General features: G+C 73.6%; 14 protein-coding genes. 5 read left to right on the plus strand and 9 right to left on the minus strand.

Going from position 1 to position 13,628, the window contains the following annotated elements; all coding sequences use genetic code 11:
* Positions 1 to 174 precede the first annotated feature (174 nt).
* From ACIGAQ_RS17070 to ACIGAQ_RS17085, 4 genes are all read right to left on the minus strand, one after another.
* Positions 175 to 1,791, minus strand: coding sequence for an FAD-dependent oxidoreductase (locus ACIGAQ_RS17070; protein ID WP_399783530.1), 1,617 nt, complete (start codon positions 1,789 to 1,791; stop codon positions 175 to 177).
* The gene (locus ACIGAQ_RS17075) at positions 1,788 to 2,519 is read right to left on the minus strand and encodes a methyltransferase domain-containing protein (RefSeq protein WP_311679724.1); all 732 of its coding nucleotides are present in this window, start codon (positions 2,517 to 2,519) and stop codon (positions 1,788 to 1,790) included. The genes ACIGAQ_RS17070 and ACIGAQ_RS17075 overlap by 4 nt, the downstream gene beginning before the upstream one ends.
* Positions 2,516 to 3,706 carry a lycopene cyclase family protein gene (locus ACIGAQ_RS17080; RefSeq protein WP_399784591.1) on the minus strand — a complete coding sequence of 397 codons (1,191 nt, stop codon included), beginning with the start codon at positions 3,704 to 3,706 and terminating at the stop codon, positions 2,516 to 2,518. The genes ACIGAQ_RS17075 and ACIGAQ_RS17080 overlap by 4 nt, the downstream gene beginning before the upstream one ends.
* A 248-nt stretch (positions 3,707 to 3,954) precedes the next feature.
* A complete protein-coding gene (locus tag ACIGAQ_RS17085) occupies positions 3,955 to 5,388 on the minus strand; it encodes a MerR family transcriptional regulator (protein WP_399783534.1) in 1,434 nt (477 codons plus the stop codon).
* 159 nt (positions 5,389 to 5,547) lie between these two features.
* Here ACIGAQ_RS17085 and ACIGAQ_RS17090 point away from each other — a divergent pair, with 159 nt between their 5' ends.
* From ACIGAQ_RS17090 to ACIGAQ_RS17105, 4 genes are all read left to right on the plus strand, one after another.
* Entirely contained in the window at positions 5,548 to 6,156 is a 609-nt protein-coding gene (locus tag ACIGAQ_RS17090; RefSeq protein WP_399783537.1) for an RNA polymerase sigma factor, read from the plus strand.
* A 107-nt stretch (positions 6,157 to 6,263) separates the two neighbouring features.
* Positions 6,264 to 7,091: a DUF4397 domain-containing protein gene (locus ACIGAQ_RS17095; RefSeq protein WP_399783540.1), complete on the plus strand. Its 828-nt coding sequence runs from the start codon at positions 6,264 to 6,266 to the stop codon at positions 7,089 to 7,091.
* Positions 7,092 to 7,119: 28 nt separating this feature from the next.
* Complete coding sequence (locus ACIGAQ_RS17100) at positions 7,120 to 7,722, plus strand: class F sortase (RefSeq protein ID WP_399783543.1); 603 nt, start codon at positions 7,120 to 7,122, stop codon at positions 7,720 to 7,722.
* Entirely contained in the window at positions 7,719 to 8,120 is a 402-nt protein-coding gene (locus ACIGAQ_RS17105) for a hypothetical protein (RefSeq protein WP_399783546.1), read from the plus strand. Before ACIGAQ_RS17100 ends, ACIGAQ_RS17105 begins: the two co-directional genes overlap by 4 nt.
* Here ACIGAQ_RS17105 and ACIGAQ_RS17110 read toward each other — a convergent pair.
* The 3 genes from ACIGAQ_RS17110 to ychF all read right to left on the minus strand — a co-directional run bounded on the left by ACIGAQ_RS17110 (position 8,115) and on the right by ychF (position 10,629).
* Entirely contained in the window at positions 8,115 to 8,351 is a 237-nt protein-coding gene (locus ACIGAQ_RS17110) for a colicin immunity domain-containing protein (RefSeq protein ID WP_399783549.1), read from the minus strand. The two genes, ACIGAQ_RS17105 and ACIGAQ_RS17110, sit on opposite strands and share 6 nt — an antisense overlap.
* A gap of 164 nt (positions 8,352 to 8,515) precedes the next feature.
* Positions 8,516 to 9,208, minus strand: a complete 693-nt coding sequence (locus ACIGAQ_RS17115; protein WP_311679735.1) for a hypothetical protein — start codon at positions 9,206 to 9,208, stop codon at positions 8,516 to 8,518.
* A 332-nt stretch (positions 9,209 to 9,540) separates the two neighbouring features.
* Entirely contained in the window at positions 9,541 to 10,629 is a 1,089-nt protein-coding gene (ychF, locus tag ACIGAQ_RS17120) for a redox-regulated ATPase YchF (protein WP_311679737.1), read from the minus strand.
* A gap of 171 nt (positions 10,630 to 10,800) precedes the next feature.
* Here ychF and ACIGAQ_RS17125 point away from each other — a divergent pair, with 171 nt between their 5' ends.
* Positions 10,801 to 11,433, plus strand: a complete 633-nt coding sequence (locus ACIGAQ_RS17125; RefSeq protein ID WP_399783554.1) for a DUF6542 domain-containing protein — start codon at positions 10,801 to 10,803, stop codon at positions 11,431 to 11,433.
* A 227-nt stretch (positions 11,434 to 11,660) separates the two neighbouring features.
* Here ACIGAQ_RS17125 and ppgK read toward each other — a convergent pair whose 3' ends face one another.
* Positions 11,661 to 12,407 (minus strand): polyphosphate--glucose phosphotransferase, encoded by a 747-nt coding sequence (gene ppgK, locus ACIGAQ_RS17130; protein ID WP_362278425.1) that lies wholly within the window; start codon positions 12,405 to 12,407, stop codon positions 11,661 to 11,663.
* 113 nt (positions 12,408 to 12,520) lie between these two features.
* A complete protein-coding gene (locus ACIGAQ_RS17135; RefSeq protein ID WP_311679743.1) occupies positions 12,521 to 13,546 on the minus strand; it encodes a 4-hydroxy-3-methylbut-2-enyl diphosphate reductase in 1,026 nt (341 codons plus the stop codon).
* Positions 13,547 to 13,628 lie beyond the last annotated feature (82 nt).

Here is a 13,628-nt window from a genome sequence, read left to right on the forward strand (position 1 = left end):
CGGGTGAGCCGAGCCGGGGCAGCCGGACTCGGGTGTGCCGCGCCGGGGCAGCCGGGCTCGGGGTACCGAGGCTTCGGTCACCCGGGTGATCCCGGTCGGCGTGACCCCGCCTGACGGGCTTGTACGGGTCGCCCGGGCCCGTGGGGCGGCCCCGGGTCAGCGGGCGGCCGGGCGTCAGCCGGAGGCCGGGTGTCCCGCGAGCGCGTTGAGTGCCCGCAGCGCCCGGGAACGGCCCGCCCGAGGCACCGTCCACAGCACCTGGCCGCGCACGCCCCACCCGGCGAGCAGGGTGTTGGACGCCAGGAAGCCGGTGGTGGCGGCGCGTTCCATCAGGGCCACGGGCAGGTCGCAGCGGATCCCGTCGCCGGCCAGCGTCAGCCAGGGGTGCGGGGAGCGCACGGTGGGCCTGCTGCCGTACGTGCCGACCCGGAACAGCGGGCAGTCCTCGCGCCACTCGTGCCGGGCGTCGACGACCCGCGCCTCGCGGGTCTCCGGGTACACCCGCCGCAGTTGCCCGAGCAGGTCGTCCTGCACGGTCTGCGGGTCCGCCCCGGCGGCCACGGCGTAGGCGTGCAGTTCGACGACGGAGCCGCCGTTCCTCCCGGCCCAGCGGGCGGCCTCGCCCTCGTAGCGCTCCAGGACGCTGATGTTGTCCAGACCGCCGTAGCCGCTGGTGCCTAGGAAGCCGGGCCGGTCGTCGCGGACCGGGCGGTCGAGCCAGAACCGGGAGACCAGGAAGGGCGGGGCGGTGCGCAGGGCGGCGATGCCGTCACGCCAGGGTCCGGTGCCCAGGCCCGGTGAGGCGGCGACGAGACGCCGCAGCCCCGCGGTGTCGAGGGCGAGCACGACCGCGTCGTACCGGTCGGTTCCGGTGCCGCTGCGCACCTCGGCCCCGCCGGTGCCGGCGGGTTCCACCGCGTCGACGGGCGTGCCGGTGCGCAGGTCCGCGCCGAGGTGCCGCAGGTAGGCGCCGAGCGGGTCCCACAGGGCCTGCGGGAAGGGCTCGTCGGGCACGTCGAACAGCAGGCCTTCCGCCGAGCCGAGGAAGTAGATGTGGAACATCAGCATCAGCTCGGCGGCGGACAGTTCGCGCGGGTCGGCGAAAAAGCTGCGCGAGAACACCTCGAAGGCCAGGTGGTGCGCCGCCTCGGGGAAGCGGACGCGGTGCAGGAAGTCCGTCGCGCCGACCCCGTCGAAGCGCTCGTACACCTCCGGCACCCGCACGTCCAGCAACGGCAGGGCCGCCCGGGCGTCCATCGCGGTCAGGTCGCGCCAGCCGAAGGTGGGGCTGAGGGCGACGAAGCCGAGGGCGCTCAGGGGCGGGGTGCGCGGGACGCGGGCGAAGCTGTCGGTCGCTCCGCCGCTGTGCCGCAGGGGGTAGTCGGGCAGCGGCGTGAGGCGGTCGAGGGCGGGGTCGGTGCGGCGCAGCAGTCCGCGCAGGTTGTAGTACTGGCGGAAGAAGGCGTGGAAGCCGCGGCTCATGGTGGCCTCGGAGCCGTCGGCCAGCAGGGTGCGGTGACCGGCGAGGCGGCCGCCGAGGGACTCCTCGCGTTCGTAGAGGGTGACGCGGGCGCCGCGTTCGGCCAGTCCGGTGGCCGCGGCGAGACCGGCGATCCCGCCGCCGACGACGGCGACGGAGGGTGCGTCGGCGGGGTCGAACCGGTCCCGGCCGGGCGCGGGCCTCAGCACGTCGGCCTTGCGGTCGCGGCCGCGACGGGCGCTGCCGTTGCGGGCGATGTTCCGGCGGACGGTGCTCCGGCGCACGGTGCCGTGGGTGCGGGTGGTGCTCATCGGGTGCCCTCCCCGGCCGGGGCGGAGCCGTTTCGGGCGACGAAGGTGTGGGTGATGCCGGTCTGCCACCCGGCCAGGGGCAGGGCGCGGGCGTCCGCGAACCCGGCGCGGGTCAGCCGGGCGGTGAAGGCGGGCGCGGTGTCGAAGGCGAGGACGCTGCGGTACAGGTGCCGGTAGAGGGCCCGGTCGCCGGTCAGCGTGCCGGCCGGTACGACCACCGACCCGCAGACGGCCGTCCACAAGGCCCGGTGGGCCGGGGAGCCGCCGAGGCTGTACTCGTGGACGGCCAGGCGCCCGCCCGGCCGCAGCAGCGTCCGCACCGAGCGCAGGACCGCGTCCGGGTCGGAGACGTTGCGGAACAGGTAGGCCGCGAAGACCGCGTCGAACGGGCCTTCACCGGCCGTCGCGAGCTCCTCGGCGCTCAGGTGCAGGAACCGCACGCTCCCGGGCCACGGTTTGGCCAGCGCCCGTCGCAGCATGCCCGAGGAGGCGTCCACCGCGGTGACGCGCGCCCGGGGCGCGGCCCGCAGCAGGGCCCGGGTGGAGGCGCCGGTGCCGCACCCGAGGTCCAGGACGTGCAGCCCGGCCCCGTCCCGGGGCAGCCGCAGCCGGCGGGCCGAGCGCAGCAGGTCGGTGCGGTATCCGGGGTTGAGGGCGGTGAGCCGGTCGTAGGAGCGGGACGCGTGGTCGAAGGCGCGTGCCAGGTCGTGGTCGCGCAGCAGGGTCATCGGGGGCTCTCTCCGGTTCCTGGGGCGGGGTGGGTTCGGCGGGGCAGGAAGGGCAGCTCGACCGCGGTGCGGAGCATCGGGCCCACCGGGGTGCGCAGTCCGATGCCCCACTCCTCCCGCAACGAGGTGGCGCCGTCGAGGAAGCGCAGCAGGCGGTGCGTCGGGGTCCTGCGGAACAGGCCGGTGAAGAACGCGGGGCCGTCGACGCGCCCGGTGTCCAGGGCCCGCAGCAGCACCGCGTCCATGGCGAGCGCCCGCCGCCCGTGCGGGGGCGGCACCGTGCGGTGGCCGTCGCGCAGGGCGGCGGCGACGGCCCGGCTGTGCCGCTGGGCGGCGGCGAAGGTGTAGCCGGTGGCGGGGCGGGTCGCGCCGCCCGCGGTCCCGATCCGGAAGACGGACCTGCCGGTCCGCCGGGGGAAGCGCGCGTCGGTCATGGGGATGACGCCCTGTTCCGCCGTCTCCACGGCGAACGCGCCCAGCCCCAGCACCTCGCGGGCGTAGTGCCCGAGGGCGGCCTCGTACGCCTCGGTGGTCAGCGGGGCCCGGGAGAACTCGGTGTACTCCACGAGCGCCCGGTCCGGGGCCAGCGGGAGGACGTAGCCGAAGGCGAGACCGTGCCGGGGCTGGGGCACGCGGAAGTCCATGAGGTCGGCGACGGCGGTCTCGAACCGGTCGGCGGCCGTGCGGACGAACCAGCCGCGGAAGTGCTGCAGCAACTGTGTCCGGGCGGGCGGCAGCGCGGGCAGGGGCCGCGAGTCGAAGACGTGCCGGGCGCGCAGGGTCAGGGTCCGGCCGTCGGGGTCCGTGCACCGCACCTCGGCGCCTCGGGGAACCTCGCGCACGGTGTCCGCCGTGGCCCGCAGCAGCCGCCCGCCGGGCGCCTCGGCCAGCCGCGCGTGCACCAGCCGTTCGAACGCCGTGGACCGCACCATGCGGTAGCGCGCCGGGGCCGGGTCGAGGGTGAGCGCCTCGCCGTCGGGGGCGTGCACGCGCAGCAGGGGCCAGGTGGCGGTGACGGCGTCGTCGAAGTCGCCGGGCCCGTCGTCCCAGTCCCAGTAGCACCAGGTCCGTTCCGCCGGCCGGAGGGGGCCGTCCGGCGGCTCGACCACGGTCACGGACGCGGTGCCGGTCCGGATCAGCCGGTGCGCGAGGCCGAGCCCGGCGGCGCCGCCGCCGATGACGACCACGTCGGAGGTGAGGCCGTCGTCCGCGCCCGGGGTGAGGTCCCTGTCCGAGCCGGCATCGGCGGCGCGGCTCACCGAGCTCCTCGCTCGGTGCCGACCGCGGCCCGCGCGCCGATCACGTCCACTCTCCGCTCCCGCCACTGGGTCGACGACACCGCTCGCTCTGCTCCCTCACCGGTTCGGGGCGGGGGACGGTTTCGGATGCACCGGCACCCAGCCCTCCGTACCGCCCCAGGACCACCACCTCCGCACTACCGCGACACGACCGACTCCACCACCGCGACCGCCTCGGCCAGCCCCGTCGGACGCGGCAGGCCCGGCACCGCCCGGCCGCCGGCCCAGCCCGGCCCGATCGTCAGGACGACCGGCTTGCGTCGGGCACCGCGTACCCCCCATTCCATCGCGGCCACGTGCTGAGCCAGCGGACGACTGGCCGTGCCGCGGGATTGCGCCCACAGCGCCACCGCGGCCGGTCCGGTCCTGCGCACGGCCGTGACGAGCGACTCGACGGGCAGGGCACCGCCGAACATCCGTACCGGCAACTCGCGTTCGGCGAGCGCGGCGGCCAGTACCTCCAGCGGAAGCGTGTGGTTCTCCCCCGGGACGCACGCGAGCACCGTGAGCGCGCCCGGGCGGTCGGCGGGCGACACGGGGGTGCTGCGGCGCAGGGCACCGGAGACGTGCCAGGACAGGAAGTGCTCGACCTCGACGTACTTCTCGCCGGAGCTCTCCCACTTGCGGCCGACCGCCTGGAGCGTCGGCATGATCACTTCCGTCCAGGCGGTGACCAGCCCGTGCTCGTCGATGGCGGACCGGAGCAGTCCGTCCAGGGCGGCGGCGTCGAGGCGCAGGGCGGCACGGGCGATGCCCTTGCACTCCTGGCGTACGTCACCCAGACGCAGCCCGCTGCCGGCACGGCTTCGGGGGCGGGTGCGGGTGGAGGCGGGTGCGGGGGTCCCCACGGACGTGGAGCGAGGCGGCGACACGCCGGCGCCGGGCGCGACACCGGGACCAGGGCTGACACCGGGACGAGGACCGGCACCGGCACCGGGACCGGCCGGAGCCGGGTCCGGCACGGCGCCGGGACCGGGACCGGGACCGGGACCGGGGCCGGGACCGGCCGGGGCCAGGTCCGGCACGGCGCCGGCGGGCCGGCCGGCCGGGTGCATCTCCGGTGCGGCTCCGTCGGGAGGCCCGGCTTCGCCCGCTCCCGGCGCGGCTCCGGCGGCGCGTCCGGCCGGGGCGGAGCCCGTGTCCGGCGGCGCGTCCTCCCGCACCATGCGCGCCGCCTCGGCGGGCGGTATCCCGGTCGCCGTCAGGGCGCACATCCGCTCCAGGCGTGCCACGTCCACGGCGGTCCAGCGCCGGTGCCGGCCGCCGGTGTGCGCGTCGGGCCCGAGGCCGTAGCGGCGGTCCCAGGTACGGACCGTGGTGGGCGCGACGCCCAGCCGTCTGGCCACTTCGCCGGTGGTGAGACCACCCCCGGCTCCGCCACCGGCCGCGCCACCGGAAGCAGCCCCGCCGACGACGGCCCCACCGACGGCGCCGCCGACGGCCGCCTGACCGCCCGCGGAGCCACCGCCGACCGCATCACCACCGGCCCGGTCACCACCAGCCCGGTCACCTGCGGCCGGTCCGCCGCCGTCCCTCGGCAGGTCCTCGTCGTTTCGTCCCTGTCCAGCCATACCTCCCACTGTACGACGCACAAACGACGCATGTTGGCGTGCGTCGTTTGTCCGCCGAACACTGGCGTCGAGCGCAGGGTCGCCGCTTCGCACAGCGACCGGTGCGGTTCGGCAGACGGTCTCCCGTCCCGCACGACGCCCGGCAGGAGGAACCAGGCCATGATCACCGACACGCGACGCACGAACCTCGCCCCGCCCGTGGAGGAGACGCGGTACGAGGAGGAACTGGCCCGTGGCCTCCTCGCCGCCGACGAGGAAGCCTTCGCCGCGATCTACCGCCGCTGGGGCTCACTCGTCCACACCATGGCCACCCGGCTGCTCGGCGACACCCACGAGGCGGAGGACGTCACCCAGCAGGTCTTCATCGGCGCCTGGCGCGGCCGGGCCGGTTTCCGGCCGGAGCGGGGGCCCCTCGGCGCCTGGCTGGTCGGCATCACCCGCCGCAAGATCGTCGACGCGCTGGCGGCCCGGACGAGGCGCCTCACGCTCATCGACTCGGCCGCCCACGAGACCGACCCCGACCCGGGGCACGCCGACACGGCACCGGACCGCGTCCTGGACCGGGTGCTGCTCGTCGACGCCCTGTCCCGGCTGCCGCGCCCGCAGCGCGAGGTGCTCTGCATGGCGTTCTACGAGGATCTGACGCAGGCGCAGATCGCGGAACGGACCGGCCTGCCCCTGGGCACGGTCAAGAGTCACGCCCGCCGCGGCCTGCACCGCCTGCGCGCGGTGATCGAGCAGTCCGCGGCGCCCGACCCTGGCGCGTGAGAACGGCGCACGAGCCCATTCGGCCGCGCATCCAAGGCGGCCACCACCCCCGAAACGGGACCGAGACTCCGCACCGTACGGAGACTCCTTTCGAAGGGATGATCCCCATGAACTCCCGATTCCCCCTCGCCCTCGCAGCCTCCGCCGGCGCCTGTGCCCTGGCCCTCGGAGCGGCCGCCCCGGCCCTGGCCGACCAGCAGGAGAAGGCCATGGTGTCCGTCTTCCACGGCATCCCCGGACTGACCGTGGACGTGTACGCCAACGGCGACGAGCTGCTCAGCGACTTCAAGCCCGGCACGGTGACGGATCCCCAGTCCCTCGACGCCGGTACCTACGACATCAAGATCTTCGAAGCGGGCAAGGGCCCGGAGGGCACCCCGGCCCTGGAGAAGAAGGTCGAGGTGCCCGAGGGCGGCAACGCCACCGTCGCCGCGCACCTGACCGCCGACGGCAAGCCCCAGCTGACGGCCTTCACCAACGACGTCTCCGCGGTCGACGCCGGCAAGGCCCGTCTGACGGTCCGCCATGTCGCGGCCGCCCCCGCGGTGGACGTCCGCGCCGGCGGACAGCCCGTCTTCACCGGCCTGACCAACCCCAAGGAGGACACCGCCGAGGTCGCCGCGGGCACGGTCAACGCCGATGTGGTCCTGGCCGGCACGGACACCGTGGCCATCGGCCCGGCCGACCTGCCCCTGAAGGAGGGCACCAGCAACGTCGTCTACGCCTGGGGCAGCGCGAACGACAAGAACCTGGCGCTGGCGACCCAGTCGTTCAGCGGCATGGCCTCGAACCCCAAGGCCGTGCACGCGGGCGGCAGCGGCGCCGCCGTCACCCCGAACTCCTCCGACACGTGGCCCGCCTGGGCCGCCGCGGCCGGAGTGGTCACGGTGACGGGCGTCCTGACGGCCCGCCGCCTCGCCGGCCGGCGTGGGTGACCGCAGGCGTCGGCGCCCGGGTCGGATCATGGCGGCTGCCGCACTGGCAGCCGCCATCGGCCTCACGGGCCCGCCGCCCGAACAGCCCGCAGCGCCCCAGGACTTCGCGGCGGCCCCCACGGACCACCCGGCACCCACGGCCGCCGCACCGCAACGGCCAGGGCCGGACCAGCGCCCACCGCGACGGATCCTGATCGACGACGTGGACCTCGACGCCCGCGTCACCCCCGTGGGCGTGACGAAGAAGGGCGACATGACCGTCCCCGACGACCCGGCCACGGCAGGCTGGTACCGCTACGGCCCGGCACCGGGCAGCGCCGAAGGTTCGGCCGTGCTCGTCGGCCACGTGGACACGGACTCCGGCGACCTGGGCGAGTTCGCCGCCCTGTACGACGTACGGCGAGGCCAGCGGGTGGAGGTGAGGCGGGACGGTGGGCAGCCGGTGCGCTACCGGATCGTCTCCCGCACCACGGTCCCGAAGGACGACCTGCCCTCCTCGGCCTTCCGCCGCTCGGGCCCGCCCGTCCTCACCCTCATCACCTGCGCGCCCCCGTTCGTCCCCGAGCGCGGCGGCTACCTCTCCAACCTGGTCGTCACGGCGGAGCCCATCGCATCCGGGAGGCCGCGGTGACCCACGTGGACCCGTCACACCTGGTCGAACTGGCCCTGGGCAACACCCCCCGCACCGCCGCGGACACCGAGGCGCTCCACCACATCGCCCACTGCGCCCGCTGCCGCGACGACCTCCACACGATGACCCGCGTGGTCGAGGCGGCCCGCACGGCAGAACTGATCGACCTCCCGACCACACCCCCGGCACGCGTCTGGCACCGCATCACCCGGGACCTGTCCGGAGAACCGACGGCACCCGAACGCCCCCGGCACACCCCGGACCGCCGGAAGCGAGCCCTCCTCGCCCTGCTGACCCTCGCGACAGCCGCCGCCGTCACCGCCACGCACTGCTCCCGGCACAGGCGGGCACGACAGCAGGCAGCGGCCCGCCTGCCCGGAGATCCCGGCTGCTCATAGCCCCCTGCACCCCGCAAGGAACCGCCTTGCGGCTGCGAGCAGTTCGACCTCCGCCACATCCCCGGGATCCCGGGCCGCCGCATCCGCCACGAAGTCCTCGACGACGTAGAACAGCTCGTTGAGGACGGCGAAGTCCGGTTCGGAAATGACCCTCAGACCACGGAACTCGGCCCAGAACCGCGACTCGAACTCCGGCGCTTCGATCCGCCCGGAGACGAACAGCTCGGCCATGGTCACGTAGGGCGCGAGTGCACGCGCTTCGGCGGAAGCACCATGGCGTTCTTCAAGGGGCATTTGTCAGTGCCTTCTTGTGAGGTCAGTGTCTGCCGCCGTGATCCAAAGAGGGTGAGCGGTTCGCAGGGTGCCGTTGCCAAAGAGATGGGGCGAGAGGGCGTCTACAGGTCCGCGACCGAGACGTACGGGTAGACCTGGATCCGAGTCACGCGCCGGCCCGTCGTACCGGTGTGGTGCACGTCGAAACCGGAGGCCTCGGCCGAGGCACGGATCGACAGCCGTGACGTGTCGGGGAACGTCAACTCGGCGACCTTGCGGTCCCCGTGCGTCCACGCGCACGCCAGACGGCGTGCCGGGGCGTCCCACTTGAGGGTGACGGCATGACCGTCGCTTCCTTCAATGAGGACCCGGCCGCGCTCACGCGAGTGGTGCGTGTCGTCCCCGCCGTCCGCCGACGTCGGCTCCACGCCGAAGTTCGACAGGAAGTCGTCCGCCGCCGGCAGTTCGAGGGGGCCGTGGTTCTGACGCCACCGGTCCTCGAACACGGCCAGCGCGCCGGGCTCTCGCTCCAGCAGCGCGTCGTAGTGCTCGCTGTCTTCGACGAGTTCCCGGTAGCCGGCGAGGAACTGCAGGACGCCCTCGTCCGGCAGGGACGCGTCGACCCGCCAGCCCGCGTGCAGTTCCGGGTCGTCGACTTCGAAGTCGGACAGCTCGGTCCAGACCGGAAGCCGGTGGTCGTCCCGTACGAGGACCATGAGCCGACCCTCGTAGCGCGAGACGCCCAGGACGCCGTAGCTGCGGTCCGCAGTGAACGAGGAGTCGTCGTCTGCGTGCCTTCTGCGACGAATGATCACGCTGTTCACCTGAACTTGCAGACCGCGCGAGCGATGTTCTGGCCGTTGGCGGCGTCAACGTGTGCCGGAGAGGTCTTGACCGTCGGCCAGACCTCGGTGGCGCCGAGGTACAGGACGGTGTCGCCGTCTCCCCTCGCACGCCGGATGAGGAGCTGACCGCCGGCGTCGTGGAGGTGGGTGGTCTCGGCCGGTCCGGCGGCTCACGCCAACCTGACCGGCCTCCGCCACTTCACGAGTCCGGCGACGAGGACACCCTCTCCCGGTGACGCCGACAGCAGGGAGCACATGTGAGCCATCCTCGGACCCGTGGAACGACGCAACCCGTCACCCGGTCACACGTTGAACCGGAACTCCACCACGTCGCCGTCCTGCATGACGTAGTCCTTGCCCTCCATGCGGGCCTTGCCCTTCGCGCGGGCCTCTGCCACCGAGCCCGTCTCCACCAGGTCGTCGAAGGAGATGACCTCCGCCTTGATGAAGCCCTTCTGGAAGTCCGTGTGGATGACGCCGGCGGCCTCGGGGGCCGTGGCGCCCTTCTTGATGGTCCAGGCGCGGGATTCCTTGGGGCCGGCCGTGAGGTACGTCTGCAGGCCGAGCGTGCGGAAGCCGACGTGCGCCAGCGTGGCGAGGCCGGGCTCCTCCTGGCCGACGGACTGGAGGAGTTCCAGGGCCTCGTCCTCGTCGAGCTCGGCGAGGTCCGCCTCCAGCTTGGCGTTGAGGAAGATCGCCTCGGCCGGGGCGACCAGGGCGCGCTGCTCGTTCTTGAAGTCCTCGTCGGTCAGCTCGTCCTCGTCGACGTTGAAGACGTAGAGGAACGGCTTGGTGGTGAGCAGGTGCAGGTCGTGCAGGAGCTCGGCGCGCTCGGTGCCCTGGACGACGCCCTGGGAGAAGAGGGTGTCGCCCTTCTCCAGGATCTCCTTGGCCTCCTCGACGGCCTTGACCTTCGGCGCGATGTCCTTCTTGATCCGCGACTCCTTCTGCAGGCGCGGCAGGACCTTCTCGATGGTCTGCAGGTCGGCGAGGATCAGCTCGGTGTTGATCGTCTCGATGTCGTCCTTGGGCGAGACCTTGCCGTCGACGTGCACGACGTTCTCGTCCTTGAAGGCCCGGATGACCTGGCAGATCGCGTCGGACTCGCGGATGTTCGCCAGGAACTTGTTGCCCAGGCCCTCACCCTCGGAGGCGCCGCGGACGATGCCCGCGATGTCGACGAAGTCGACCGTGGCCGGCAGGACCCGCTGCGAGGAGAAGATCTCGGCCAGCTTGGTCAGCCGGGGGTCGGGCACGCCGACGACACCGACGTTGGGCTCGATCGTGGCGAACGGGTAGTTGGCCGCCAGCACGTCGTTCTTGGTCAGGGCGTTGAACAGGGTCGACTTGCCGACGTTGGGCAGGCCGACGATTCCGATCGTGAGCGACACGTTGCGACTTCCCGTGAGTGGAGAGGGCCAGGGGGCCAGGGGACCGGCCGATCCACCAGTCTACGGCGTGTCCGGAACCGCCCCGGGCGGCGTATCGAACGCTTGGCCAAGCCTCGGCCGTCGGCGTGTCTCACGGGCTATTCGGCATATTGAACGACCTAAGTTGGTCCGGTGGAGCAATACAGGACGCGATCTGCCCAGTACGGACCGCGACGTGACCGGCCGAGGCCGCCCCTGCCGCCGCAGGTGAAAAGAGGGGCGGGTGGCGCTCCCGCACGGGCGGGTGGCGCTCCCGCACAGGCGGGCGGCGGGCCCGTGCGCGCGGCCCGGCCGCCGGGGGCGCAGCGCCGTCCGGCGCCGGTGCGACGGCCCGCGCCCGCGCCGTCGGCGCCCGCCGGGCGGCTGCCCAACCCGCGGCTGACCGGGCTGGGCAGCGGGCTGTTCTGCGCGGTGGCGATGTTCCTGCTGGGCGCGCTGTGCGCCGCGCTGTTCGGGGCGTCGCTGACGGCGTACGGCGTGCTGTTTCTGCCGGTGTGCGTGCTGACCGCCGTGTGGGTGAGGCCGGGGGACCTGATGACCGCCCCCGTGGTCGTGCCGATCGCCTTCGCCGCGGGGCTGCTGCCGGTGGCCGGGGGCGACGGCGGGAGCAAGCTGATGGGGCTGGTCACGGCGCTCGCGACGCAGGCCGGGTGGCTGTACGGCGGGACGCTCGTCGCCGGGCTGATCGTGATCGTCCGCCGGATCCGGCTGGTGCACCGCAGGAGGACGGCGGCGTCGGCGGCCGGCGGGCGACCAGCGGTGTGACCAGTGGTGTGACCGGTGGTGTGACACGAGTCCGGCTGTGCGGGCGGCGCCCGGCCGGCTCACCACCCCGGGCCGCGTCCGCTGCCGCATGGCCGGGGCCCCGCCACGTCCGACGCCGGTACCCGCCGTCCGCGTAACCGCCCCCAGCAGCGTCCGGCCCCCGTGTCCTCCCGCCTCCCGCAGCCGTCCGGCGTCCCTTCCCCGGGCCCCGGGCCGCGCGTCCGGCGCTAGTGCCCCGCCGCCCGCATCGCCGCCCCCACGATGCCCGCGTTGTTCTGCAGCTGCGCGGGGACGATCTCCGCCTTGATGCCCTCGATGTGGGGCAGGAACTTCTGGGCCTTGCGGCTGACGCCGCCGCCGATGATGAACAGCTCCGGCGAGAACAGCATCTCGACGTGGGCGAGGTACTTGCGCACGCGGTGCGCCGCCCAGTGCTCCCACGACAGGTCGTGGTCCTCGCGCGCCTTGCTGGAGGCGCGCTTCTCCGCGTCGTGCCCGTCCAGCTCCAGGTGGCCCAGCTCCGTGTTCGGCACGAGGACGCCGTCGACGAAGAGCGCGCTGCCGATGCCCGTGCCCAGCGTCAGCAGGATCACCGTGCCCCGCCGGCCGCGGCCCGCGCCGAAGTGCATCTCGGCGACGCCCGCCGCGTCCGCGTCGTTCACCACGGTCACCGGCAGCCCGCCCAGCCGCTCACCGAGCAGCGCACGCGCGTCCGTGTCGATCCAGCTGTCGTCGACGTTCGCCGCCGTGCGGATCGTGGCCCCGTCGGTCACCACGCCCGGGAACGTGACCCCGACGGGTCCCGTCCAGCCGAAGTGGTCGACGACCTGCTTGACGCCGTCGGCCACCCCGTCGGGCGTGGCCGGGTGCGGGGTGAGGACCTTGTGGCGCTCCTGCGCCAGGTCGCCCTTGTCCAGGTCCACCGGGGCACCCTTGATCCCGGAACCGCCGATGTCCACGCCGAAGATCTGCATGGCCCTACGTTACGACGTGGGACGGACGGTCACAGGCCGGACGGCGGTCCCCGCCCGGCCCGTCCCCGACGGCTCCCCGATCCCTTCGCACCGTCTGCGCGAAGGGTCCGCGATCACTCCGCGGGACGTTCACCGGAGGCGGCGCCGCCGCGCTCGGCGACCAGCGCGGCCGCCTCCTCGCGCAGATCGCGGCGCAGCTCCTTGGGGAGGGAGAAGGTGATGGACTCCTCGGCCGCCTTGACGATCTCGACGTCCTCGAAGCCGCGCTGGGAGAGCCACTCCAGGACCTGCTCGACCAGGACCTCGGGCACGGACGCGCCCGAGGTGACGCCGACGGTGGAGACGCCCTCCAGCCAGGCCTCGTCGATCTCGTCGGCGAAGTCCACGAGGTAGGCGGCGCGGGCTCCGGCGATCTTGGCGACCTCGACCAGGCGCTTGGAGTTGGAGGAGTTGCGGGAGCCGACCACGATCACCAGGTCGGACTCGGCGCCCATCTGCTTCACGGCCAGCTGGCGGTTCTGCGTGGCGTAGCAGATGTCGTCGCTGGGCGGGGAGATGAGCTGCGGGAACTTGTCCTTGAGGGCGTCGACGGTCTCCATGGTCTCGTCGACGGAGAGCGTGGTCTGGGAGAGCCAGACGACCTTGGACGGGTCGCGGACCTCGACCTTGGCGACGTCGCCGGGGCCGTCGACCAGCTGGATGTGGTCGGGGGCCTCGCCGGAGGTGCCGATGACCTCCTCGTGGCCCTCGTGGCCGATCAGGAGGATGTCGTAGTCCTCCTTGGCGAAGCGGACGGCTTCCTTGTGGACCTTGGTGACCAGCGGGCAGGTGGCGTCGATGGTGGCGAGCTTGCCGCGCTCGGCCTCCTCGTGGACGACGGGGGCCACGCCGTGGGCCGAGAACATCACGATGTTGCCCGGCGGCACCTCTTCCGTCTGCTCGACGAAGATCGCGCCCTTCTTCTCCAGGGTCTGCACGACGTACTTGTTGTGGACGATCTCGTGGCGGACGTAGACGGGAGCGCCGTACTGCTCCAGCGCTTTCTCTACGGCGATCACGGCGCGGTCCACGCCCGCGCAGTAGCCACGGGGGGCGGCGAGCAGGACACGGCGGCCAGGCGAAGCAGACATGCGTCCCATCGTACGGCCGCGTTCGGCGGGTCAAAGATCGCGTCCGGGTGGAGTCCCCGGGAAGACTGAACGAACGCGGTGTGAGGGACGG

This window comes from Streptomyces sp. NPDC085932 (genome assembly GCF_044540525.1).
GTDB classification, from domain to species: Bacteria; Actinomycetota; Actinomycetes; order Streptomycetales; family Streptomycetaceae; genus Streptomyces; species Streptomyces levis.

Bases quoted from the DNA above. Each gene is read 5' to 3' on its own strand.
- ACIGAQ_RS17070 (WP_399783530.1), bottom strand. From the start codon at position 1,791: ATGAGCACCACCCGCACCCACGGCACCGTGCGCCGGAGCACCGTCCGC.
- ACIGAQ_RS17075 (WP_311679724.1), bottom strand. From the start codon at position 2,519: ATGACCCTGCTGCGCGACCACGACCTGGCACGCGCCTTCGACCACGCG.
- ACIGAQ_RS17085 (WP_399783534.1), bottom strand. From the start codon at position 5,388: ATGGCTGGACAGGGACGAAACGACGAGGACCTGCCGAGGGACGGCGGC.
- ACIGAQ_RS17090 (WP_399783537.1), top strand. From the start codon at position 5,548: ATGATCACCGACACGCGACGCACGAACCTCGCCCCGCCCGTGGAGGAG.
- ACIGAQ_RS17095 (WP_399783540.1), top strand. From the start codon at position 6,264: ATGAACTCCCGATTCCCCCTCGCCCTCGCAGCCTCCGCCGGCGCCTGT.
- ACIGAQ_RS17100 (WP_399783543.1), top strand. From the start codon at position 7,120: ATGGCGGCTGCCGCACTGGCAGCCGCCATCGGCCTCACGGGCCCGCCG.
- ACIGAQ_RS17110 (WP_399783549.1), bottom strand. From the start codon at position 8,351: ATGGCCGAGCTGTTCGTCTCCGGGCGGATCGAAGCGCCGGAGTTCGAG.
- ppgK (WP_362278425.1), bottom strand. From the start codon at position 12,407: ATGCAGATCTTCGGCGTGGACATCGGCGGTTCCGGGATCAAGGGTGCC.
- ACIGAQ_RS17135 (WP_311679743.1), bottom strand. From the start codon at position 13,546: ATGGGACGCATGTCTGCTTCGCCTGGCCGCCGTGTCCTGCTCGCCGCC.